Here is a 23,000-nt window from a genome sequence, read left to right on the forward strand (position 1 = left end):
TTATTAACTATTGAGCATAACTGGCATTACTAGCATTGTAACATATTCCCCTTCATCCAAACCATCTGTTGGAGTTAAAATCCCTGCGCGGTTTGGTAAACTCATTTCTAGGGAAACATCGTCAGAATTTAAGTTGTTCAACATCTCTGTCAAAAATCTTGAATTAAAGCCTATTTGCATATCATCTCCTTGATAGGAACAAGTTAGACGTTCCTCCGCTTTGTTGGAATAATCAATATCCTCTGCAGATATATTTAATTCTGCACCAGCAATTTTTAATCTAATTTGATGGGTTGTTTTATTTGAAAATATGGAAACCCTTCTAACGGAACTTAAGAACTGATTTCTGGCAATTGTAAGCTTATTGGGGTTTTCTTTTGGTATTACGGCTTCGTAATTAGGGTACTTACCATCAATTAGCCTACAGATCAGTTCAGTTTCTTCAAAAGTAAATTTGGCATTACTCTCATTGTACTCTATTAAAACATCAGACTCACTACCGGCCAAAATACCTTTAAGCAATGTCAATGGTTTTTTAGGCATAATAAATTCAGCTACTTGAGATGCGGTTACATCTGTACGTTGGTATTTTACCAACTTGTGTGCGTCTGTGGCAACAAAAGTCAGATTTTCAGGTGAAAACTGAAAGAATACACCACTCATGACAGGTCTTAAATCATCATTACCTGCAGCAAAAATGGTTTTATTGATAGCGGTTGCAAGAATATCTCCCAATAAGGTGGTAGAACTTGGACTGGTTAATTCCACTGCCTTTGGAAATTCTGCGCCATCGGCATATGCCAAGGCATATTTACCATGATTGGAACTAATTTCTACAGTATTGTTATCCTCGACTACAAAAGTCAAAGGTTGCTCAGGAAATGTCTTTAAAGTTTCTAAAAGTAACCTTGCAGGAACAGCAATAGTACCTTCGTTATCTGAGTCTACCTTGATTACGGAGCTCATAGTGGTTTCTAGATCAGAGGCCGAAACGATTAATTTATCCTTTTGTAGGTCAAAAAGAAAATTATCTAGAATGGGCAACGTGTTACTGTTGTTGATAACACCTCCTAGAATTTGAAGCTGTTTTAGCAAATAAGTACTTGAAACTATAAATTTCATTATTTATTTTTTATGGGTAAAATTTTAAATCTATTTTAAAATTAGTTGAAACTCCTTGTTATAAGTAGTTTTCATTACCAACAAAGATATTTTAATTGGTCTTTTTAAGGAAACAAACTTATTAACAGTTTTAACGTTCTATTGCCTAGGTATAACTATTGGTATTGTTACATTCAGCTTCATTTTATGGTCATTTTATAATAGTTATTAACTTTTGCTTTCTGTCTTCTTCTATATAAAAGTTATTAAGAATTCTTTTGAACTTCATTATTCAAAATCTACTATTATGGTATCCCTATAATCTAGACCCAAAAGGGTAGATGCTCCCCCAACCGTAGTTAAATTACTTTTAAAGATAGCCAATTCTATATAGTCCGATGAATTAAAAATGGCTAAAAGGTCGCCCGCACCTTTTCGCTGGCTTTTCTCTTGTTCATAATTTATGAAATCCCCGTAAGCTTTATGGATTTTATCGATTTTGTGATTTCTTACCAATAGTTTAAAATCCCTACCATTACGGTATGCTTCAAATAAATTTTTACGAATATTGGTAATCACGTTTCCATAATTATCAATATAGATTACACTACCTATTATTTTTTTACCGTCTTCAACAATTCTTGGAGCAAATTCCCTTAACTTTTGTAGTTCGTTAAAAGGTTTGCCTACAATTTCCAATGTGCCGCCTCTAACAATATGGCAAGCAACTTGAATAAAAACATTTAATACAGGGAAAGAATTGGCAATTGAATCGGGTAGGTTGATCTCTACGACCTTATCTGGGGTCATTTCTTCAGTAATTAGGCCAATGACACCCGTATTGGCACTAATGAAATAATGCCCGTTGATTAAGGCTATTACATGTTTGTTTTCTGGGGTCTCCTCAGAATCTACGCCTACAATATGTATGGTGCCCTTAGGGAAGCTTTTATAGGAATTAGAAAGAATATATGCACATTCATGAATATTGAAGGGCATAATGTCATGAGAAATATCAACAATTTTAGCATCGGGCAGTTCACTATATATAGAGCCTTTTAATACTGCTACAAAGTGATCTTTAAGTCCAAAATCCGTAGTTAGGGTAATTATTGCCATACAGCAATGTTGATATGTTTTTAATTAGTCAAACTTAAAATTTGCTTAAATTTGAACTACAAAACTAAACAAAAAAACAGCGATTGGAAATTAAACTTCGCTATCTATAATTCTTACTAAAAAAGACTGTTTGAACGAAATTATCCTAGAATTAACAGAAGTAAGTCCAAGAGAGTTTTTTGGACAGCAAAATGAGCATATTGACTTATTGAAGAAATACTTTCCCAAGCTTAAGATCGTTGCCCGTGGCAATAAGATCAAAGCTTATGGTGATGAAGAACTTCTTGAGGAGTTTGAAATGCGGTTTGATCTCCTTATTCAATACTTCCTAAAGTATAATAAGCTGGACGAGAACAGTATAGAACGCGTATTGACCAGTTCTGAAGATGACGACAAATCTTCTGCCAAAAGTGGGGAAACGTTGTTGCATGGAGTTAGTGGTAGATTGATTAAGGCACAAACTGCAAATCAGCGTAAATTGGTAGATGCGGCAAGAAAAAATGATATGGTCTTTGTTGTGGGCCCTGCCGGAACCGGTAAAACCTATACCAGTGTGGCGCTTGCCGTAAAAGCGTTAAAGGAAAAACAGGTCAGGAAAATAATATTGACACGGCCTGCTGTAGAAGCAGGTGAAAACCTGGGCTTTTTGCCAGGTGATCTAAAGGAGAAGTTAGACCCATATATGCAACCGCTTTATGATGCACTTCGTGATATGATTCCTGCTGAAAAGTTGGCACATTATATAGAAACAGGTGTCATACAAATTGCTCCTATGGCATTTATGAGGGGTAGAACCTTGGATAATGCCTTTGTAATTCTAGATGAGGCACAGAATACCACTCACGCCCAAATGAAAATGTTCCTTACCAGAATGGGTAAGAATGCTCGATTTTTAATTACCGGCGATCCCGGTCAAATAGATTTACCCCGTAGAACAATTTCCGGTTTAAAGGAAGCCTTACTTATTTTGCAGAATGTTGAAGGTATTGACATTATCTATTTAGATGATAAGGACGTTATACGTCATAAATTGGTTAAAAAGGTTATTTCCGCATACAAAACTATAGAACACCAGAATTAACGACTACATGTTAAACAATACTATTTACGATACCGATTTTAATTTTCCAGGTCAAAAAAATGTATATAAAGGCAAGGTTAGAACAGTATATACCTTGGAAAACGATATTCTTTTAATGGTTGCCACGGATAGGCTTTCGGCATTTGATGTCATAATGCCCAAGGGTATTCCGTACAAGGGTCAGATATTAAATCAAATCGCCACGAAAATGATGGCTTTGACAGAAGATATTGTTCCTAATTGGTTGACCGCTACCCCAGATCCAAATGTGGCAATGGGTGTTGCCTGTGAACCTTTTAAAGTTGAAATGGTGATAAGGGGGTATATGTCAGGTCACGCAGCTAGGGAATATAAGGCGGGTAAAAGAATGCTTTGTAGTGTTCCATTACCTGAAGGCTTAAAGGAGAACGACGCTTTTCCTTCGCCTATTATTACACCTGCCACAAAAGCGGAAATGGGCGACCATGACGAAGATATATCCAAAGAGGATATTATTGCAAAAGGTATAGTATCTGAAGAAGATTATGCAATCTTGGAAAAATATACCTATGCTCTTTTTGAAAGAGGTACGCAGATAGCCAATGATAGAGGGTTAATTTTGGTAGATACCAAATATGAGTTTGGAAAAACCCGTGAAGGTAAAATAGTGCTGATCGATGAAATTCACACACCGGATTCTTCAAGGTATTTCTATAAGAAAGGATATCAAGAAAGACAGGATAATAATGAGCCACAAAAACAACTCTCCAAAGAATTTGTTAGGCAATGGCTAATAGCCAACGGGTTTCAGGGATTAGAAGGTCAAACCGTGCCACATATGACAGATGAGTATATTGCATCCGTATCTGAAAGGTATATAGAGCTATATGAACATATTATTGGTGAACCTTTTGTAAAGGCAGATACCAGTAAAATTCATGATCGTATTCATAGAAATGTCTTGGCTTACTTGGAAAGTATATAAATTATCACAAATACTTTTTAATTGAAAAATTCTTTTTTTCCTTTAATCGGCTAATGATTTTCAAAAATGCCACTGCGGTTATATAGGCATCACCTAGAGCGGTATGCCTATCTTTTTTTGAAATGGAAAATTTTTCGGCAAGCTCATCCAAAGTGTAATTGGATTTTGGTTGAATCAGATAGGATTTTATAAGTGTTTTTTTATACAGTACCCCAGTATCCAATACTTTGTTTTTAAGGTCGGGAAGCCCATTCCTGTTAAGGGCCGTGTTAAGCATTCCCATGTCAAATCCGGCATGATGTGCAACAATGACCGCATTGCCAATATAGTCTAAGAATAGCTCCAGGGCTTTTAGTTCGGTAATACAATTTCGCTGTCCATTTTTTAACAAACCATGTACGGGAACACTTTCTTTATTGAATTTTTCCTGTTCCAAATAAATATCCAGTACCTCTTGAACTGCAATAGTTTCCTGCTTAATCTTTACCGCTCCAATGGACAGAATACGGTCTTCATCAAAACTGAAACCGGTAGTTTCCGTATCTAAAACTACAAATGTAATTTCCGTTAAATTGGAGGGTACTTTTTCTTTGAACCTTTTTACATAATTCGTCCAAAAAGGAGGTAGTGGTTTTGATTTACTAAAAAGTCCCATTAGCCTAGAATATTAGCTACTTTAAAACGTAGGGTGATTAATTCTTGAATTCCTTTTATAGCCTTAAATGTGCGTTTTAATTTCATTTTTTCCTCTTTGGTCAATTGTTCCAGTTCAATAAACCTACCGGAATCATGGTGTAACAATCCTTGTCGTGTTCTAAATTTCAGCAAGGCTTTAGTGGCATAGGAGCAAGCCATATATAATTCTTGGTTGTTAGGTTCCAGTTCCGCCAATTTTTCGTATCGTTCCCAAGTATTGCTTATTCCTTTTATGGAATGAGATAGTATAAGTACCCTTGCAGCATCTATTAATGGTCTAAGCGCTCTACTTTTCAAGTCAAAAAAATCTTTGTGCTGCCCGTCTTGCTCTACTAAAAATTGTCTGAAAAAGCCTGTTGGAGAAGGACTTTGAAGTGCTCCGTTTGCAATATGAACCAGAAAAATTGGATATTTCTCAACAGTTCTAAAAATATGGTCGCTCATTTGATCCAATAGATCACGTTCTCCATACGCTAAACTGTAGTCAAAGAAAATGGAGGACATTAAAACTTCGTTAGGACCAGGGTTACTGATCCAGTAAGATAACTTATTGTTCCATTCCTGTAGACTTAAGCACCATTTAGGGTTAGAAGCCATCATGTCTGCAGGACAATATTCATATCCAATTGTGTTCAACCCTTTTGTTATTCGTTTAGAAAGCCCTAGAAAATAGGAAGTGGTTTTAGGTAATTCTGTTTCAGGTACATTTTCAAAGACAAGGGCATTATCTTGATCGGTATGTAATAATTGCTCGCTTCTACCTTGGCTGCCCAGTGTTAACCAGGCAAATTTTACCGGTGGCTCTTCTTTCATTTTGGCCAACGATAGTTCCACTACTTGTTTTATACAGGTATCGTTGAGTTCTGAAATTATTTTTGCTATTAGCCCTAAAGGAATATTTTGTTCCAAATAGCCTCTTAAAAGAAGCATGACGCTTTTCCTTAGCTGTTTAATTTGCTTTACCTTTTGTGTTCTTTTAATTGCTTTTACCAAAACAGCAGGATTGTCCCCAAGAGAAACCATAACGTCATGTTTGGACATAATACCCAATGCTTTGGAATTTACGGTGCCGTCCTCTGTAATGACCAAATGGCTTATGTTGCTCTTCATCATGGCCATTTGTGCCTGTGTAATAGTAAGTTTTTTTGGATACGTAATTACGGGAGATGTCATGATGGTTTTAACTGTAGCGGTAATTGGGTGATTTCCAGAAATAACCTTACTACGTAAATCCTTGTCCGTAATAATACCAACAGGCAATCCTTTGCTCACTACCAGAATGGAACCAATATGGTTCTCGGTCATTAATTCTGCAGCTTTCTGTATGGTTGTTCTGGTTGAGCAGGAGACAAGTTTTTTAGAATAATTGGCCAATTGTAAATCTGGAATATTGACCTCTTTATTTTTATCATTGTCTATTTCTACACCATACAGTTGTCCTTTTTGATTTTTGGAATAGGGGTTACGAGTATTGGAAGCAAAACTTTCCATTAAAAATACAGATACCTCTTCATTCTGTTTGGCAATTGGTCTAAATACCTCTATAGGAATTCCATACAGAATACATTCTTCATGGGTTTTGGCCTCTAACTTATAATTTTCATTTGCTATTAAAGGGCGTAAACCAAAAATATCTCCTTCGTCACAAAAGTCTATGATATTATTAGTAGTAGTGTTTGTTAGTGTTACAGCTCCTTTGTGAACAAGATAAAAATGAGAATGGGGGTTTTCATCAACAGAAAATACAATGCTATTTTTTTCCTTATAAATAATGAGTACTTGTTCTGCTAAAAGGTATAGTGATTTTTCATCCAACACATTAAATGGAGGATAATTCTTTATAAAATCTGCTACTCTTTCAGAGATTAGGTTTTTCATAAATTTTATTTATCGTGGTCTGCTTGCTGGGTTTAACAATCGCTTAAATATACACCAACGGCCAAACCACCTTCAGATGTTTCTTTGTATTTGGTGCTCATGTCCTTTGCCGTTTCCCACATGGTCTGTACAACTTTGTCCAAGGGTACTTTTGCTGCTAACGGGTCTGACCCCAAGGCCAGTTCTGCTGCATTTATTGCTTTTATGGCCCCCATGGAATTTCTTTCTATACATGGTATCTGTACCAGACCACCAATAGGATCGCACGTAAGTCCCAAATGATGTTCCATAGCTATTTCTGCTGCCATGAGTACTTGTTCTGGCGTACCTCCCAATAATTCTGTCAGCGCACCTGCCGCCATTGCAGAAGAAACACCTATTTCGGCTTGGCAACCACCCATTGCGGCGGAGATTGTAGCTCCTTTTTTGAAAATGCTACCTATTTCACCTGCAACCAATAGGAACTGTTTTATGTGTTCAAAGTTACCAGCATGGTTTTCAATGACCATATAGTACATTAATACGGCAGGTATAACACCGGCACTACCATTGGTAGGAGCGGTGACCACACGGCCCAATGATGCATTTACTTCATTGACACTTAATGCAAAGCAACTGACCCATTTTAAAATTTGCCTGAATTTAACTTCGGTGAGTCGTAATGTTTGCATCCATTCCTCAGGGTTGGAATAGGGGAGGTCACTCTTTAAATTCTTATGCATTTCAAAGGCCCTACGTTTTACGTTCAATCCTCCCGGCAAAGTACCTTCTGTATGGCAGCCTGTATACATGCACTCCAGCATGGTGTTCCATATTCTTTTTAGTTCAAAATTAATTTGCTGTTCTGTCCGTAATGATAGTTCATTCTGCAAGACCATTTCAGAAATATTGATTCCCTGGGCTTTGCAAAGTTCCAAAAGATCGGCCCCCTTTTCTATGGGGTAGGGAAACTTATTGAACATTTCTACTTTACGCTTGGCATTTTTTCGTTCTTCACTTACTACAAATCCACCGCCAATACTATAATAGGTCTTGGAAATTTTTCTGCCTGATTTAAGCCTTGCTTGAAACTTTAGACCGTTGGCATGAAAAGGAAGAAATTTTTTATTGAAAACAATATGTTTTTTGGGGTCAAACTCAATTTCAAACCTACCATCAAGTTTTAAAATATGTTTTTGATTGATCGTGTGGATCATTGGGTCTATGTCTTCAATAGGAACACGCTCTGGGTCCATACCCAATAGACCTAACATTACGGCATAGTCCGTGGCATGTCCTTTGCCGGTCAATGATAGCGATCCGTATAGGTGAACAACAACTTCCTCAACCAGTTCCAGATTATTTCTGGAATCAAGCCTGGCCAACCATCTCTCGGCAGCACGCCATGGTCCTAAGGTGTGGGAACTTGAAGGGCCTACACCAATTTTTAGCATATCAAAAATACTTATACTTTCTCTTTCCAATCGTTATGGTTTTGTGTTGCTAAGTTACAATGTTTATAGCGGTATGTAATAGGCTTTAGATGGCATAATTAAAATGGTTTATGACGGTAACAATGACATCATGTCAGTTTTTCTTGCTTGGCATATTGTTTGACCTTTAGTTAGCGATTATAAAATAAAGCACTAATTTAAAATATATAAGATGAGTAAGATTATAGGAATAGATTTGGGTACTACCAATTCCTGTGTTTCCGTAATGGAGGGTAATGAACCAGTAGTAATTCCGAATGCAGAAGGTAAAAGAACAACTCCTTCGGTTATCGCTTTTGTTGAAGGTGGTGAGATTAAAGTAGGTGATCCGGCAAAAAGACAAGCGGTTACTAACCCTACCAAAACCATATACTCTATTAAGAGATTTATGGGGAACAAATATTCGGAATCTAGTAAGGAAGCGGAAAGAGTACCGTATAAAGTTGTAAAAGGGGATAATGACACACCAAGAGTAGATATTGATGGTCGTTTGTATTCTCCACAAGAATTATCGGCTATGATTCTTCAGAAAATGAAGAAAACTGCCGAAGACTATTTAGGTCAAGAAGTTTCGCGTGCCGTAATTACGGTACCGGCATATTTTAACGATGCGCAAAGACAAGCTACTAAAGAAGCTGGTGAGATAGCAGGTTTAACGGTTGAACGTATTATCAACGAACCTACTTCTGCATCTTTGGCATATGGTATGGATAAAAAGGATACCGATCAAAAAATTGTTGTTTTCGATTTTGGAGGTGGAACGCATGATGTGTCTATCCTAGAATTAGGAGACGGTGTTTTTGAAGTATTGGCTACGGATGGTGATACCCATTTAGGTGGTGATGACGTAGATCAAAAAATTATTGATTGGTTGGCAGAGGAGTTCAAATCTGAAGAAGGTATGGACCTTAGGGAAGATTCAATGGCTTTGCAACGTTTGCGTGAAGCAGCGGAGAAAGCAAAAATTGAATTGTCATCTTCTGCACAGACAGAGATTAACCTACCTTATGTAACGGCTACAGCTTCTGGACCAAAGCACTTGGTAAGAACATTGACCAGGTCTAAGTTTGAGCAATTGATCGCTGATTTGGTAAAAAGAACCATAGAGCCTTGTGAGGCTGCAATGAAATCTGCAGGTTTGTCCAAGAGCGATATTGATGAAATTATCTTGGTTGGTGGTTCTACAAGAATACCAGCGGTACAAGAGGCCGTTGAGAAATTCTTTGGTAAGAAACCTTCTAAAGGTGTTAACCCAGATGAGGTTGTTGCCATTGGTGCAGCTATTCAAGGTGGGGTATTGACAGGAGATGTTAAAGATGTATTGTTGTTGGATGTTACGCCACTTTCATTAGGTATTGAAACTATGGGTAGTGTTATGACAAAGTTGATAGAGGCAAATACAACCATACCAACTAAAAAGTCCCAGGTGTTCTCTACGGCAGCGGATAACCAACCATCGGTTGAGATTCATGTGCTGCAAGGGGAAAGACCTATGGCCAATGATAACAAGACTATCGGTAGATTCCATTTAGACGGTATTCCACCGGCAAAAAGAGGTACACCACAGATTGAAGTAACTTTTGATATTGATGCAAACGGTATTATTAAAGTATCTGCAACTGATAAGGCTACAGGTAAATCTCAAGACATCCGTATTGAAGCTTCTTCAGGATTGACTGAAGAGGAAATCAAAAAGATGAAAGCTGAAGCGGAAGCAAATGCCGAGTCTGATAAAAAAGCTAAAGAAACTGCCGATAAGCTTAATGAAGCTGATGGTATGATTTTCCAAACGGAAAAGCAGTTAGAGGAATTTGGTGATAAATTATCCGATGATAAGAAGAAACCAATTGAAGAGGCTTTAACAGAGTTGAAAGCTGCTTATGAAACCAAGGATATTGCGGTGATAAACCCGGCTTTGGAGAAAATAAATGAAGCTTGGAAAGTTGCATCAGAGGAAATGTACAAAGCTCAGGCAGAAGCACAAGGTGCTGGAGCTCCACAAGGAGATCCTACTGCTGATGGCGGCGCTTCTGAAGGTGATAATGTAGAAGACGTAGATTTTGAAGAGGTTAAATAAATTAACCATTATTTGATATTAAAAAGGGCGGTATTTACCGCCCTTTTTTACTTTTATCGTATTTCTTTTTTCACCCAGTAATAATACCCTAATTTTGCACTATGGTAAAGAAATACTTACAAATTATATTTGTTGTTGGCATTACTTTTTCAATCAAGTTGCACGGTCAAGAAATACAAATATTCACATTGTCCGATTTTGATTTGAGGGATAGTGTAAAAACTTGTTTGGTTAGTACGGATTATGGCAAGGAAGAATATGATTTTAATAAAAAAGGATTGCTTACAAAATCCGTTACACGCTATAATGCAGAAGATTATGACGTAGTCTATTATAAATACAAGAACAATCATTTAATAGAAAAACGTTCAGAATCTTATCAAAACAATGAGTTTGACCCCAATACTTCCATTGCACATTTTTATGAAATAGATTCAACGGAAAATTTAAAAATTCAAGAGCGTATCTTTTCTTATGATAAGCAGTTTTTAGAAGAATATATTTATAATTACGATGAAGCCGGAGATATCGTTAGCATTAAAAGAACCAACAATGAAGGTACTGACCTTACCCAAGTGGAACATACAAAGATAAATGGGGAACATACCGTTACCTACCTATTAAATGACCAGCCTTTAAAATCTATAAGAACCTCTATTTTAAAACCCAAAAACAAACCGGCGCAAAAGGTGGTGTTGACCAAGAAATATCTTAATGGTGAAGCAAATATGGCATTTGAAGAGGTTTATGATACGGATGGTAAATTAATGGCACAGCAAAAATTTAATTATAACGAAACGGAACAAAGTTTTGAGCCTACCGTTAGGACTTCTTATATCTATGACGATAAAAATATGTTGGTTGAGGAAATAACCAAATCCGGGTCAGGCACTTCAAAAAAAGAATATATCTATCAATATGACCAAGTAAACCAAGGTAATTGGATCAAGCAAATCATTACACCGGACAATTCATATAAAACCAGAAAAATCACCTATTATAAAGGAGTTATAAAAGATAATAAGTAAGTTTATTTATTGGCAGACCACTCTTCTTTTAATAAGCGATAACAACATGTATTCCTTTTAAAACCATCTAATAGATATACATCTTTACGGAGTATACCTTCTAAGGTACAACCAAGCTTTTCTACAGCTTTTCTAGATACAACATTTCTTTCGTCTACCCTAAATTCAACTTTTTCAAACCCTAAAGTTTCAAAGGCATATTCTAGCATTAATTTTTTCATATGGGTATTAAGACCTGTGCCTTGAAATTCCTTGCCAATCCAAGTAGAACCAATATGAAGGACTTTGTTTTTATGGTTGATGTTCATGAAACGTGTAGAGCCAGCGTATTTGTTTAGTTTTTTGTCATATATGATGTATGGAATACTAGTGCCGTTCTCTTCTTGTTGCAATGCTATTTCTACATAGTTTTTTAAGCTAGCGGGCGTTTTGATATCAGAAGGAGAATATTGAACCAATTTATCTTGAGATGCTATCGCAATTAGTTCTTTATAATTGGATAAGTTTAAAGGGCTAAGTTTAACCCTGCTGTCTTGTAAAATAGAAGAAATACTCATAATTATAATTGATTGATGATTTCTTTGCGTACTTCATGACCTCCGTTAAAGTTGATATGATGTATGCTTTGACCAAATAAAGATAGCAGCTTTTTACGTTCTTCTTTTAACCTTTCTTGAGAAAGATATTCATCTTTATCTCCTATGATGGAAATGACCTCCGTAGTGTTTAAAAAGTTAAAATGTGTTCTATGAAGTTCATTAGGTATGCCTCCAGCATATATGACCAATTTATCACACGCTAATTGCCTATATGCTAAGTAGCGCAATGCTATAGAGACACCTTGGGAAAACCCTAAAATAATAAGCTTACATTGTTTGGGTATTTTTTCACGTTCCCATACGGCATCAAGATAATTAAAGACATTATTGGTTTCCATTAGGGTGTCCTCTTTGGTCAGCCAACTTGCTCCAACATGTTTATAAGAATCTTTTAAATAGTATTTAGATGGTGCTTGCGGAGCAATTATATAATTTTCATCTGCATTCAATTCATCAAAATAACGCAAGAAAAATTTACTTAAAAATCCAATACCGTGAAAAACAAGCCATACATTTTTGGTTTGTTCATTTAGCTCGTTTAAGGTTTCGTAGGAGTTTGTGGAGGTATAAGAAACGGTCTTAATTGTGTTCTTCATTGTAAAATCACTTGTTTTCAAACTTTAGAATTGATTATGTAATGCGTAATTTTACAAAAAAAAGAATGAACGACTACAAAGAGAAAATTCTTAAAATTTGCAACGAAACTTCAAAGAACACTTTGATGGAGACCTTGCAAATTGATTATGTAGATGTGGGGGAAGATTTTTTATTGGCTAAAATGCCGGTAACCCCAAGGGTTCATCAACCAGACGGCGTGCTACATGGTGGTGCCATGGTAGCCTTGGCAGAAAGTGTTGGTAGTGCCGCTTCTTATATTTTTTTGGACGCTAGTTCATATTTTGTACGTGGTATAGAAATTTCCGCTAACCACGTTAAAAGTGTAAAGGATGGTTTTGTGTATGCGAAAGCGGTAATTGTGCATAAGGGTAGAACAACACAATTGTGGGAAATTAAAATAACCAATGAAGCAGATGAATTGGTATCCCTTTGTAAATTAACAACAATAGCCTTACCCAGAAATTAAGATGGTGCAGGAACTTTTTAATCGTGCCAGGACATGCTTACACGAGCATTTACCTTTTGTACTTTATAAAAAGCCAAATTCCAATGAATTAGTTGGAGTATTTCAACATAATGATGAGGTATATAGGGTAGATGATTTTGAAGAGACGGGCTTTATTTTTGCCCCGTTTGATTCTGATGCAGACGCCGTATATATTAGGATGGATAGTGTCTTAAGAGAAGCATTGTTTTTAGATAAAAGTAATTACAATGCTGAACTAAATATACTTTCCAAAGATGTTGGGGAAAAGGAGAATTATATAAGTTTAGTACAAAAGGCTTTGGCCCAAATTAAAAAAGGGGCGTTTAACAAAGTGGTTGTGTCAAGAAAAATTCAGGTAGAAATTACTGATAGCCATCTTGATATATTCCATCGTCTTCTGGCAACTTATGAAGAAGCCTTTTGTTATTATTTGTATCATCCCAATATAGGAACATGGATGGGGGCTACTCCAGAAATATTGATTAAAAGTAGTGGTAATCAGTTTACCACTATGTCCCTAGCGGGTACACAAAAGGTTCAGGGGGATGACCCACCACAGTGGACTTTGAAAGAGTTGAACGAACAGCAGTTGGTTACCGATTATATTGTGGACGTCTTAGATAAAAATGCAGAGACGCTGCAGATTTTGGATAAGGAATCTATAAAGGCGGGACAATTATGGCATCTCCGAACGGAGCTGAAAGGCGTTATGTTACCAAGCAAATTTGGGGACATATTGCAAGCTTTGCACCCAACACCTGCGGTTTGTGGTAATCCATTACAAGACGCAAAAAGTTTTATTCTTAACAATGAATATTATCAACGTTCTTTCTACACCGGTTTTTTGGGAGAATTAAATATTAAGGCAGAGCAGCCTAGAAATAGAAACCGTAAAAACCAGGAAAACAGTGCTTACAGAAGCGTAAAGAAAATATCGGAACTTTATGTGAATCTACGGTGTATGCAACTTTTGAATAATGAAGCTATCCTATATGTTGGCGGGGGTATAACGGAAGATTCCGATCCTGAAAAGGAGTGGGAGGAAACCGCAATAAAAAGTAAGACCATGTTACGTGTTTTGAATAGCAAATAGACCTATAACTTTTGGGTTATATAGGGCTTTGGTTGTATTTTTGAAGTCCATGAAATACTCATCTATACCAACTGCCCAATCCATTGTGCAACACTTTAGGGCCAAGAATATTTCAAATATTGTAATTTCTCCCGGTTCAAGAAATGCACCGCTTACCATATCGTTTACGGAGGACCCATTCTTTACATGTTTTAGTATTGTGGACGAAAGGTGTGCTGGTTTCTTTGCTTTGGGTATGGCGCAACAGTTACAGCAACCGGTGGCCGTTCTCTGTACCTCTGGCAGTGCATTGTTAAATTATTATCCTGCGGTTGCAGAGGCGTTTTATAGTGCTATTCCCTTAGTGGTCATATCTGCGGATAGACCTTTTTATAAGGTAGGAATAGGTGATGGGCAGACTATTCATCAAAAAAATATTTATGAAAATCAAATTGGGTATTCTGCCAATCTTAAGCAAGATATTACCCATTCTACGGAAATTGTAAAAAAATATAGACCAGACTGGATTGTTGATAATGATATAGAAAGTTCTCAAAGCAAGGTGCAGGATCATAATGATGGGGAACTAGATAAAGCATTGTCATTTGCGCTACGGGAACAATGTCCAGTGCACATCAACGTACCTTTTGAAGAGCCTTTATATCAAATTTCACTACAGCCAACTACTGCGGTGAATATACCGGATTTGGTAAATCCTATTCAGGTTGAAGCTCCATTGGAAAGTAAGAGGCAAATTTGGAGCAGCTCTACCAAAAAAATGATTCTAGTAGGGGTTAATACGCCACATACCTTAAATGAAACTTGGATTAATAAATTGGCAAGTGATCCCAGTATTGTAGTATTTACGGAAACCACATCCAACATTAACCATCCTAATTTCTTCAACAGTATAGATTCTATAATTGCTCCCATAGAAATTGGTAGTAAAACCGAAGAAAATTTTAAAAAGTTGCAACCAGAGGTTTTAATAACTTTTGGCGGACTTATCGTTTCAAAAAAAATTAAGGCATTTTTGCGAAAATTTAAACCGCTACACCATTGGCATATAGGCGGCAATAGGGCCAATGATACATTCTTTTGTTTGGAAGAACATACAAAAGTGCCTGTTGACCATTTTTTTAAGGAGATGTATCTAAACAATGGTATAAAGGAAAGTACATATTTTAAAGGTTGGAATAAGGTAAAGGAGAATTATAAAGATAAAAGAGCTGCCTACCTTGCTCAAATTCCCTTTTCAGATTTTTATGCGTTTAATTCCATTTTCAAGGAAATACCTAAGGAATATCTATTGCAATTGGCAAATAGCTCCACGATTAGATATGCCCAATTATTTGAGATTGATGCTTCTGTAAAAGTAAATTGTAATAGAGGTACAAGTGGTATAGATGGCAGTACTTCTACGGCAATTGGGGCGGCGTTTGTACATACCGGCCCAACATTGTTCATTACCGGTGATTTAAGTTTTTTCTATGATAGCAATGCTTTGTGGAATAATTATATTAAAAATGATTTTAAGATCATTGTTATAAATAACCAAGGAGGGGGCATTTTTAGAATTCTGCCGGGACAAAAAGAATCGGATACTTTTCAAACTTATTTTGAAACACGTCATCATTTAAATGCCAAGCATCTTTGTGAGATGTATAATTTTGAATACCACGTGGCAAATTCTAAGCAGACATTGAGTGAAAAATTGTTTGATTTTTTTGGGGATTCCGATCGGCCAAAGCTCTTGGAAATTGAAACGCCGGCATTAATAAACGATAAAATTTTGATTGAATATTTTCGTTTTATATCTTAGGGGTGTATTAACCATTAATTATAACACACTAACATGAGTAAAAGAGATGATTTAATTGAAAAGTATGCTGCTGACATCAAGGATAAATTTGGTGAAAACGCAGATATGGATTTGCTTAAAAAAGTAACAGTTGGTCTTGGGCCTTCAATTTATAATATAGATGCTTCCAAAGTTTCTGGAAGTGATCAAAAGGAATTGGATACCGTTAAAAATAACTACTTAATTAAGAAATTAGGTTTAGCGGATGATTCTAAGCTAGATGATGCCATCAAAACTGTAATGGATAAATATGGCTCATCCAACAGAAACAAGCATAGAGCCGTTATTTACTATATGCTTTGTAAGCATTTTAATAAAGCTTCTGTTTACGAAAAATAGAATTTTAAAAGTACAGATCTTAGACCGTTGTCATTTTTGGCAACGGTCTTTTTTTACCATTAGGTTTGTGGATTATAAAATGTAATTTTGTGCCATGATAGAATTAGGACGAATTAATAATCTTGAAATCTTAAGAGATACCAGTGTAGGTCTTTTTTTAGGTGATGATGAGGGTAATGATGTTTTATTACCCAATAAATATGTGCCTCCCACATATGAAATAGGTGATAAATTAAAAGTCTTTTGTTATTTGGATTATGATGAAAGACCTGTAGCCACTACCTTGGAACCAGACATTATGCTTGGAGAATTTAGGTTGCTGCAAGTAGCTGAGGTAAATGAATTTGGTGCTTTTATGGAGTGGGGTTTGGAAAAGCATCTTTTGGTACCATTTAGAGAGCAACGGGTAAAAATGAAGGAAGGGCAATGGTACGTGGTTCATTGTTACTTAGATGAACGTTCTAGTAGATTGGTAGCGTCTAATAAATTGGATAAATTTTTAAGCAATGATAATATTGACTTAAAAGTTTGGGAGCAAGTAGACCTGGTGGTAACCAGGCAGACAGATTTAGGTTGGGAAGTGATTGTAAATGAACGTCATAAAGGATTGGTCTACTTCAACGAGGTTTTTAAACCTATTAATATTGGCGATGTTATCCCGGGCTGTATTAAGACCATTAGAAAGGATAATAAACTGGATATATCGCTACAGCCATTGGGAGCAAACGTTTTGGAACCTGCCGCAACCAAGATATTTGAAGTATTAAAAGAGCATGGCGGATTTTTGCCCTTGCACGATAAATCGTCACCTGAAGATATAAGAGACACCTTTCAAATGAGTAAAAAGACTTTTAAAAAAGGGGTAGGTACGTTATACAAAGCACGAAAAATTAATTTGGAGGCAGATGGCATTTCATTGAACGAAGATTGATTGCCATTGTGAGAAATTTCTTAATTAATTGATTTGCAGATTTATACATTATTTTTTTGAAAGGAATTTTGTGAGACTAATCAAATAATTTTATTTTCGTAGGATATGAAAAGTTATTACATTTTTTAGCTTACATTTAGGATCGAGAACAAAAATTTCCCTATTTATATGCCTTTTATAGAAGAAAGTGATTTATTGGAATTACACAAAGATGTCGATAAGGCGCAAATAATCAACGAGCGTTTATTAGATCAAATCAAGTTTAAAAATAAGGAACTTAAAAAGAGTAAAATACAGCGCAATATTTTTGCGGGAATAACCACATTTTTTATTCTAGCGGCAATAGCTTTTGGTTCATTGACCGCAGGAATAAGTATTTCCGGAGGCTTCAGTAAGAAAAACAATAACAACGATTTAGTATTTACCTCTATAGATAGTTTAGATGCTATAAAGGCACGTATTGATAATCTAAAGGAGCAAAATGAAGAATTAAGCCTGGTAAAGGAATTTTACTTGGCCAAGGAGTTTCTTGAAAAAGAGAAAATTTATTCGGTACAGGTAAAATCTTTTGTGGATAACAACGTCACATTGGCATCCGAAGCTTTGACAAACACACTTTTCGTTAAAACCAATCCTTTTTATTCCTACTCCTTAGGCAATTTTGAAACATTGGAAGAAGCACAGTCATTTAGAAAACAATTGGTTGATATTGGTTTTGATGATGCGTTTGTTGCTTCGTACAAGGATGGTAAGCGTATTCAAATAGAAGATCCTTATTAGTGATCAAACTAAAGGCGTGGCTCAACGCAGCAAGACTTAGAACTCTTCCATTATCAATTTCAGGTATTCTGGTAGGTGCAGCTATTGCCTCTTGGCAAGGTTTTACCAATTTAAGTATTTTACTTTTGGCATTATTGACAACGGTGGGTCTGCAAGTAACCTCCAATTTTGCCAATGATTATGGAGATGGGGTTAAAGGAACGGATAACTCTGACAGAATTGGGCCACAAAGGGCACTACAAAGCGGTCTTTTAACGGCAATTCAATTAAAGCGTGGTATTTATATCAGTATCGTCATCAATATCTTTTTGGTGATCCTTTTAGTATTAGTGTCTTTTGGCACGGACAATTTAGATTATATTATTCTTTTTTTAGTACTTGGCGGATTTGCAATTTGGGCAGCCATAAAATATACGGTGGGCAAATCTGCATACGGTTATTATGGATTGGGTGATGTATTCGTTTTTGTTTTTTTTGGATTGGTGAGTGTTTTAGGTACGCATTTCTTGTTTGTTAAATCGTTTTACCCACTAGCGCTGTTGCCAGCAATATCTATTGGGTTATTAAGTGTGGGGGTGCTTAATTTAAACAATATGCGTGACCATAGATCAGATCAAGCAGTAGGTAAAAATACGGTTGTTGTAAAGATGGGGTATGCGAAGGCAAAAAAATATCACTACCTTATATTGGTTACGGCATTTTTATGCCTGTTTTATTTTTTGTTCACAACAAATGGATCACATCTACGTTATGTAAGTCTTATAGGATTTTTGCCGGTATTTATTCATATGCGTAAGGTATCTGTTACTGAGAATGAAGCAAATCTAGATCCAGAGCTTAAAAAGTTGGCTCTTAGTACCTTTATGACGGCATTGCTGTTTTTTATTAGTTATTATTATTTTTTGTAATTTTGATTGTAACCTTCTAAACCATTTTTAACCTTGGAACAACCCATAAAAATTCTAATTGTTGAGGACAATGTAATTATCGCTGATGATATGCAGTCCATGTTAGAGGAAATAGGATATGAAATTGTAGATAATGTAATCGTCTATGAACAAGCGGTAGAGGTATTAAAAACGCAACAGGTAGATTTAGTCCTTATCGATATTATCCTTGCTTCTGATAAAACTGGTATTGATTTAGGAAAGCATATTAGGGATAATTATGATATTCCTTTTATTTTCGTAACATCAAACTCTGACCGCGCCACGGTTGAGAATGCCAAAACGGTAAAACCAAATGGGTATTTGGTAAAACCTTTTGAGCAACAAGATTTGTATACCTCTATAGAAATTGCACTTTCTAACTTTATATATGGTAAACAAAATTCATCTAAGGGTTTACCTAATGAAACGGTCAATGAGGATGTTCCTATGTCCAATTCTATTTTAAAGGATTCTATTTTTGTCAAAAAGCAACATCTTTACTACAGAATTCAATTTGGTGATATCCAATTCATAAAAGCGGATAATGTTTATTTGGAGGTCAATACAGTAGATAAGAAGTTTTTGGTACGATCACCATTAAAGGATTATTTAGAAAAATTGCCCCAAAATAAGTTTTATAGGGCTCATAAATCCTATATTGTTAATGTAGATCATATTGATGCCATAAACTCAAAAGATATTATGATCAATAATACTTTAATTCCAATTTCAAAAGATTTTAAAGAATTCATTATTTCAGCAATGAATTCATAACTATAATTTCACTTCAGAAAAGCACCTTTTAGGGTGCTTTTTTTAGTTTTATGAACTGGTAAACGGTTTATTTTTATCGACTAAATACCAATTTTACCGATGAAATACATGGTGTTTGACTCAAAATTGATTTCACAACATATATAGGTAGTTACACAACAATTAAAAAAACTCAGTAAGGCTATTTTATAAATTTGTGGTATTGCAAATTAGCATTATGATTTCATCTAATTATCCATATTTACATTGGATTTTTAGCATAATAGAATCTTAATGATGATTTGTTACGAAAAGTAACTAGAACACACTTTTTGGGCTTAAGGTGTATTGATATCAATATAATTTAGGTTCACAACAAAAATTTAGTAGAAACAGGTATTTGTTTTATGTTTGAATCTACTTTTTAGTTTATATGAAAAGAAATCTAATTTTAAATTTGATATGGTCGCTATTGTTTAGCGTATTCTCGTGCATGGTATGGGCACAGCAGGAGGACCTATCAATGCAAAATGAAGATTACTACCAGCAATTTCAAGAACTGGAAAACGGCGAACTACGAACGTTTTTTTTCTTCAATACACCAAATAGATACAATCTAGTTTCTCCTTATGATTGGTTAGATACGGTAAAGGTATATTTAAATAGTTCCGAAAAAACCAATGATACGGTTTCCATAAGAAATTATCAACTTATACAATCTCAGATATATCATGATCTTGGCAACTATGAGAAAAGTTTGGCCATTTCAAAATCTTTGTTTGATAGTTTAGATGAATTGGATAAGGAACTCAAGAAGACCATCTTGAATCTGTTAGACGATAACTACGCCAAATTACAGATGTTCTCTAAACAAATAGAGGTTAGGCGCCTTAAGCGCGAGCTTGGGTTTACAGAGAATATTGCTTTCTATGATATCTATGCAAGCCTTGGTCAATATCGCAAAGCGATGAAGGATTACATGACCGAGGAGAAAAAAGAACTTAAAGATGATGATTATTATGGCCAAGCCATTTACAATAATACTATTGGTGAATTTTTAAGGCTGGATAAATCGGCACCAACTGCCCTAAGCTATTTTAAAAAGTCAGAAGGGTTAATACAGGTCTTCCTAAGTGATGTTACCAACCAAAGAACAGATAAGGAACTCACAGATGGTAAAATCTTAAAAGCTATTATTATTGGTAATATTGGAAAATGTCATCTTCAACTTAAAGAATATGAAAAAGCAATTCCTTATCTGGAGGAGAGTAGGGATATCATAAAAACATTTAATAAAGGTAAATTTTCTTCCGACTTTATTGAAAATACATTGGCTCTTGCAGATTGTTATTTAAAATTGGACAATTTTGCCAAGGCTACGGATTATTTAAGTGATGAAATGAATCCGGTTAAAACGGAGAACATCCTTAAGCGCAATAGAATATACGCGGACTTTTATTATAAAACTGGTGATTTTAAAAATGCAACCTTTTATTTAAAACGCAATATTAAGATTAGAGATTCTATAGATGCACAGGCATCAGATATCATAAACCAACAATTGACATCTGTTGTAGCCCAAGATTTGGAGAATTCTAGGAAAATGATGGAGCTTCAAAAAGCGGAATTGGAGGAATCCAGAAAGGATATTAAGGCAAGGGATGACAAGATTAGCCTGGTTTTCGTATCCTTAATATTTACTTTAATCGGTTTTGCGGGCTTGGTCTATGCCTATTTAAAAAGTATTAAAAATCAGCGTTTAATTGCCGAGCAAAAGTATATTATAGAAAATGCGCTCGTAGAAAAAGACTCCTTGCTCAAGGAAATTCACCATAGGGTAAAGAACAATTTGCAGATGGTGTCCAGTCTATTGAGTTTGCAGACTAAAAATACCACCAGTAAGGCGGCCATAGAAGCATTGGAAGAAGGTAAAAGTAGGGTAAAGGCCATGGCGTTGATACACCAAAAACTTTATCAGAACGATGATTTATCGGTTATTGAAATGCAAGGGTACATAGAAAGTCTTATCAATAGCATACAATCTGTCTATAAAAAAGGTGGACATAATATTAATATAGCAATAGATGCGGAAGGAGTTGAGCTGGACATTGACCGTGCCATACCTTTTGGATTAATTTTGAACGAGTTGGTTTCAAATTCTTTCAAATATGCTTTTCCCCATGATGACAGTAATGGAAAAATTTATATCCATCTACGAAAACTGGTGGGTAAAGAGGGCTTTTTTGAATACACGGACAACGGTATAGGTTTACCCGATGATTCTGATGAAAGGGCTAAAACTTCTATGGGCTTTAGATTAATGAGCAGGTTGGCCAATCAACTACAGACGACCTTGAATACCGATAAAACTACCGAAGGGGTTCGTTTTTGGTTTAATTTTAAATAAGTTACCTCACTTTACTTTTCAACACCACCTTATGTAATAGTTTAGGGAAGAATCGTTTCAGATAAATACCATATTTTTCTTTGCCACCTATATAAGTTTCAAAACGTTTCTTTCTAATTGCCGATATAATTTCACGGGCACATTTTTCAACTGGCATTCCGTTTTCCGTGGCATCGTCTTCTTGTTGTAACGCTGTGCCGTTTCCGGTTAGAGCATTTTTTGCAACGTTGGTCTGTATAAACCCTGGGCAAATAATAGATACATTAATATTATCCTTTTCATGTTCCATCCGTAATGCATCAAAGAAGCCGTGTAATGCATGTTTTGCTCCGCAATAACCCGAACGATACGGAGAGGAAAATTTACCCATTAAGCTCGTAACAGTTACAAAATGACCACTTTTTTGAGCTATGAAGTGCGGTAATACATGCTTTGTTAGTTTAACAGTACCCAGATAATTAACATTAATCATTTGTTGGTAGACGTCAAAATTGGTTTCAATGATCAAAGAACGCTGGCTGAGTCCGCCATTATTGATTAAAACATCAATTTTACCGAATAATGTAAAAGCTTTTTCAGTGATGTTTCCTAGGGATTCAAAATTGGTTAAATCAAGTGGGAGTACGGTTACATTCTCTGGTGATTTACAGTTTTTTTTTACGCTTAATAGCACCTCTTCGCGTCTTGCCGAAATAATAAGTTTTGCACCTTTCGCATTTAATTGATATGCTAATGCTTCTCCAATTCCTGAAGATGCGCCTGTAATCCAAATTACCTTATTTTCCATTCTTTTAAATCCATCGGTATT

The 23,000-nt window shown here is 35.7% G+C and carries 21 protein-coding genes; 13 read left to right on the forward strand and 8 right to left on the reverse strand.

All coding sequences use genetic code 11. The features are described from left to right. Positions 1 to 3: 3 nt before the first annotated feature. Positions 4 to 1,122, reverse strand: coding sequence for a DNA polymerase III subunit beta (gene dnaN / locus ABVM52_RS14820; protein ID WP_405381846.1), 1,119 nt, complete (start codon positions 1,120 to 1,122; stop codon positions 4 to 6). Positions 1,123 to 1,389: 267 nt separating this feature from the next. Beyond that, a complete protein-coding gene (locus ABVM52_RS14825; RefSeq protein ID WP_405381848.1) occupies positions 1,390 to 2,220 on the reverse strand; it encodes an S-adenosyl-l-methionine hydroxide adenosyltransferase family protein in 831 nt (276 codons plus the stop codon). A 130-nt stretch (positions 2,221 to 2,350) separates the two neighbouring features. Here ABVM52_RS14825 and ABVM52_RS14830 point away from each other — a divergent pair, with 130 nt between their 5' ends. Further along, a complete protein-coding gene (locus ABVM52_RS14830) occupies positions 2,351 to 3,301 on the forward strand; it encodes a PhoH family protein (protein ID WP_405381850.1) in 951 nt (316 codons plus the stop codon). Positions 3,302 to 3,308: 7 nt separating this feature from the next. Next, positions 3,309 to 4,265, forward strand: a complete 957-nt coding sequence (locus ABVM52_RS14835; protein WP_405381852.1) for a phosphoribosylaminoimidazolesuccinocarboxamide synthase — start codon at positions 3,309 to 3,311, stop codon at positions 4,263 to 4,265. Between the two features lie 4 nt (positions 4,266 to 4,269). Here the strand turns inward: ABVM52_RS14835 and ABVM52_RS14840 are convergent, their stop codons facing one another. From ABVM52_RS14840 to ABVM52_RS14850, 3 genes are read right to left on the reverse strand one after another with little or no spacing between them, the layout of a single operon-like run. Continuing rightward, entirely contained in the window at positions 4,270 to 4,920 is a 651-nt protein-coding gene (locus ABVM52_RS14840) for a PolC-type DNA polymerase III (protein WP_405381854.1), read from the reverse strand. Next, positions 4,920 to 6,839 (reverse strand): DUF294 nucleotidyltransferase-like domain-containing protein, encoded by a 1,920-nt coding sequence (locus ABVM52_RS14845; protein WP_405381856.1) that lies wholly within the window; start codon positions 6,837 to 6,839, stop codon positions 4,920 to 4,922. The genes ABVM52_RS14840 and ABVM52_RS14845 overlap by 1 nt, the downstream gene beginning before the upstream one ends. Before the next feature lie 32 nt (positions 6,840 to 6,871). Beyond that, entirely contained in the window at positions 6,872 to 8,272 is a 1,401-nt protein-coding gene (locus tag ABVM52_RS14850) for an L-serine ammonia-lyase (protein WP_405385140.1), read from the reverse strand. 211 nt (positions 8,273 to 8,483) lie between these two features. Between ABVM52_RS14850 and dnaK the strand changes: the two genes are divergently transcribed. Beyond that, positions 8,484 to 10,388, forward strand: coding sequence for a molecular chaperone DnaK (gene dnaK, locus ABVM52_RS14855; RefSeq protein WP_405381858.1), 1,905 nt, complete (start codon positions 8,484 to 8,486; stop codon positions 10,386 to 10,388). Between the two features lie 101 nt (positions 10,389 to 10,489). Beyond that, a complete protein-coding gene (locus ABVM52_RS14860; RefSeq protein WP_405381860.1) occupies positions 10,490 to 11,416 on the forward strand; it encodes a hypothetical protein in 927 nt (308 codons plus the stop codon). Between the two features lie 2 nt (positions 11,417 to 11,418). On the opposite strand, the gene ABVM52_RS14865 is transcribed toward ABVM52_RS14860, so the two are convergent. Together ABVM52_RS14865 and ABVM52_RS14870 are read right to left on the reverse strand one after the other, a co-directional pair. Next, positions 11,419 to 11,973 (reverse strand): GNAT family N-acetyltransferase, encoded by a 555-nt coding sequence (locus tag ABVM52_RS14865; RefSeq protein ID WP_405381861.1) that lies wholly within the window; start codon positions 11,971 to 11,973, stop codon positions 11,419 to 11,421. Positions 11,974 to 11,975: 2 nt separating this feature from the next. After that, the gene (locus ABVM52_RS14870) at positions 11,976 to 12,611 is read right to left on the reverse strand and encodes an alpha/beta hydrolase (protein ID WP_405381862.1); all 636 of its coding nucleotides are present in this window, start codon (positions 12,609 to 12,611) and stop codon (positions 11,976 to 11,978) included. A gap of 65 nt (positions 12,612 to 12,676) precedes the next feature. Between ABVM52_RS14870 and ABVM52_RS14875 the strand changes: the two genes are divergently transcribed. The 9 genes from ABVM52_RS14875 to ABVM52_RS14915 all read left to right on the forward strand — a co-directional run bounded on the left by ABVM52_RS14875 (position 12,677) and on the right by ABVM52_RS14915 (position 22,192). Beyond that, positions 12,677 to 13,099, forward strand: a complete 423-nt coding sequence (locus ABVM52_RS14875) for a PaaI family thioesterase (protein ID WP_405381863.1) — start codon at positions 12,677 to 12,679, stop codon at positions 13,097 to 13,099. Between the two features lies 1 nt (position 13,100). Then, complete coding sequence (locus ABVM52_RS14880) at positions 13,101 to 14,213, forward strand: chorismate-binding protein (protein WP_405381864.1); 1,113 nt, start codon at positions 13,101 to 13,103, stop codon at positions 14,211 to 14,213. Positions 14,214 to 14,262: 49 nt separating this feature from the next. After that, positions 14,263 to 16,014 carry a 2-succinyl-5-enolpyruvyl-6-hydroxy-3-cyclohexene-1-carboxylic-acid synthase gene (menD, locus tag ABVM52_RS14885; protein ID WP_405381865.1) on the forward strand — a complete coding sequence of 584 codons (1,752 nt, stop codon included), beginning with the start codon at positions 14,263 to 14,265 and terminating at the stop codon, positions 16,012 to 16,014. Between the two features lie 33 nt (positions 16,015 to 16,047). After that, positions 16,048 to 16,392: a DUF2853 family protein gene (locus ABVM52_RS14890; protein WP_405381866.1), complete on the forward strand. Its 345-nt coding sequence runs from the start codon at positions 16,048 to 16,050 to the stop codon at positions 16,390 to 16,392. Between the two features lie 94 nt (positions 16,393 to 16,486). Continuing rightward, positions 16,487 to 17,323 (forward strand): S1 RNA-binding domain-containing protein, encoded by an 837-nt coding sequence (locus ABVM52_RS14895; RefSeq protein WP_405381867.1) that lies wholly within the window; start codon positions 16,487 to 16,489, stop codon positions 17,321 to 17,323. A 168-nt stretch (positions 17,324 to 17,491) separates the two neighbouring features. Beyond that, a complete protein-coding gene (locus ABVM52_RS14900; protein ID WP_405381868.1) occupies positions 17,492 to 18,103 on the forward strand; it encodes an SPOR domain-containing protein in 612 nt (203 codons plus the stop codon). Further along, on the forward strand, positions 18,103 to 19,011 hold the full coding sequence (gene menA, locus ABVM52_RS14905; protein ID WP_405381869.1) for a 1,4-dihydroxy-2-naphthoate octaprenyltransferase: 909 nt from the start codon (positions 18,103 to 18,105) through the stop codon (positions 19,009 to 19,011). Before ABVM52_RS14900 ends, menA begins: the two co-directional genes overlap by 1 nt. Positions 19,012 to 19,044: 33 nt before the next feature. Then, complete coding sequence (locus tag ABVM52_RS14910; RefSeq protein WP_405381870.1) at positions 19,045 to 19,806, forward strand: LytR/AlgR family response regulator transcription factor; 762 nt, start codon at positions 19,045 to 19,047, stop codon at positions 19,804 to 19,806. Between the two features lie 412 nt (positions 19,807 to 20,218). Beyond that, a complete protein-coding gene (locus ABVM52_RS14915; RefSeq protein ID WP_405381871.1) occupies positions 20,219 to 22,192 on the forward strand; it encodes a histidine kinase dimerization/phosphoacceptor domain -containing protein in 1,974 nt (657 codons plus the stop codon). A 1-nt stretch (position 22,193) separates the two neighbouring features. Here ABVM52_RS14915 and ABVM52_RS14920 read toward each other — a convergent pair whose 3' ends face one another. Beyond that, complete coding sequence (locus tag ABVM52_RS14920) at positions 22,194 to 22,979, reverse strand: SDR family oxidoreductase (protein WP_405381872.1); 786 nt, start codon at positions 22,977 to 22,979, stop codon at positions 22,194 to 22,196. Positions 22,980 to 23,000: the final 21 nt, after the last annotated feature.

The sequence above is a fragment of the Maribacter sp. LLG6340-A2 genome, from assembly GCF_045057105.1.
In the GTDB taxonomy this organism is placed as follows: Bacteria; Bacteroidota; Bacteroidia; order Flavobacteriales; family Flavobacteriaceae; genus Maribacter.

What these genes read in the sequence shown, in the direction of transcription:
- dnaN (WP_405381846.1), bottom strand. Translation starts at nt 1,122, where the DNA reads ATGAAATTTATAGTTTCAAGTACTTATTTGCTAAAACAGCTTCAAATT.
- ABVM52_RS14825 (WP_405381848.1), bottom strand. Translation starts at nt 2,220, where the DNA reads ATGGCAATAATTACCCTAACTACGGATTTTGGACTTAAAGATCACTTT.
- ABVM52_RS14835 (WP_405381852.1), top strand. Translation starts at nt 3,309, where the DNA reads ATGTTAAACAATACTATTTACGATACCGATTTTAATTTTCCAGGTCAA.
- ABVM52_RS14840 (WP_405381854.1), bottom strand. Translation starts at nt 4,920, where the DNA reads ATGGGACTTTTTAGTAAATCAAAACCACTACCTCCTTTTTGGACGAAT.
- ABVM52_RS14845 (WP_405381856.1), bottom strand. Translation starts at nt 6,839, where the DNA reads ATGAAAAACCTAATCTCTGAAAGAGTAGCAGATTTTATAAAGAATTAT.
- ABVM52_RS14850 (WP_405385140.1), bottom strand. Translation starts at nt 8,272, where the DNA reads ATGCTAAAAATTGGTGTAGGCCCTTCAAGTTCCCACACCTTAGGACCA.
- dnaK (WP_405381858.1), top strand. Translation starts at nt 8,484, where the DNA reads ATGAGTAAGATTATAGGAATAGATTTGGGTACTACCAATTCCTGTGTT.
- ABVM52_RS14860 (WP_405381860.1), top strand. Translation starts at nt 10,490, where the DNA reads ATGGTAAAGAAATACTTACAAATTATATTTGTTGTTGGCATTACTTTT.
- ABVM52_RS14865 (WP_405381861.1), bottom strand. Translation starts at nt 11,973, where the DNA reads ATGAGTATTTCTTCTATTTTACAAGACAGCAGGGTTAAACTTAGCCCT.
- ABVM52_RS14870 (WP_405381862.1), bottom strand. Translation starts at nt 12,611, where the DNA reads ATGAAGAACACAATTAAGACCGTTTCTTATACCTCCACAAACTCCTAC.
- ABVM52_RS14875 (WP_405381863.1), top strand. Translation starts at nt 12,677, where the DNA reads ATGAACGACTACAAAGAGAAAATTCTTAAAATTTGCAACGAAACTTCA.
- ABVM52_RS14880 (WP_405381864.1), top strand. Translation starts at nt 13,101, where the DNA reads ATGGTGCAGGAACTTTTTAATCGTGCCAGGACATGCTTACACGAGCAT.
- menD (WP_405381865.1), top strand. Translation starts at nt 14,263, where the DNA reads ATGAAATACTCATCTATACCAACTGCCCAATCCATTGTGCAACACTTT.
- ABVM52_RS14890 (WP_405381866.1), top strand. Translation starts at nt 16,048, where the DNA reads ATGAGTAAAAGAGATGATTTAATTGAAAAGTATGCTGCTGACATCAAG.
- ABVM52_RS14895 (WP_405381867.1), top strand. Translation starts at nt 16,487, where the DNA reads ATGATAGAATTAGGACGAATTAATAATCTTGAAATCTTAAGAGATACC.
- ABVM52_RS14900 (WP_405381868.1), top strand. Translation starts at nt 17,492, where the DNA reads ATGCCTTTTATAGAAGAAAGTGATTTATTGGAATTACACAAAGATGTC.
- ABVM52_RS14915 (WP_405381871.1), top strand. Translation starts at nt 20,219, where the DNA reads ATGAAAAGAAATCTAATTTTAAATTTGATATGGTCGCTATTGTTTAGC.
- ABVM52_RS14920 (WP_405381872.1), bottom strand. Translation starts at nt 22,979, where the DNA reads ATGGAAAATAAGGTAATTTGGATTACAGGCGCATCTTCAGGAATTGGA.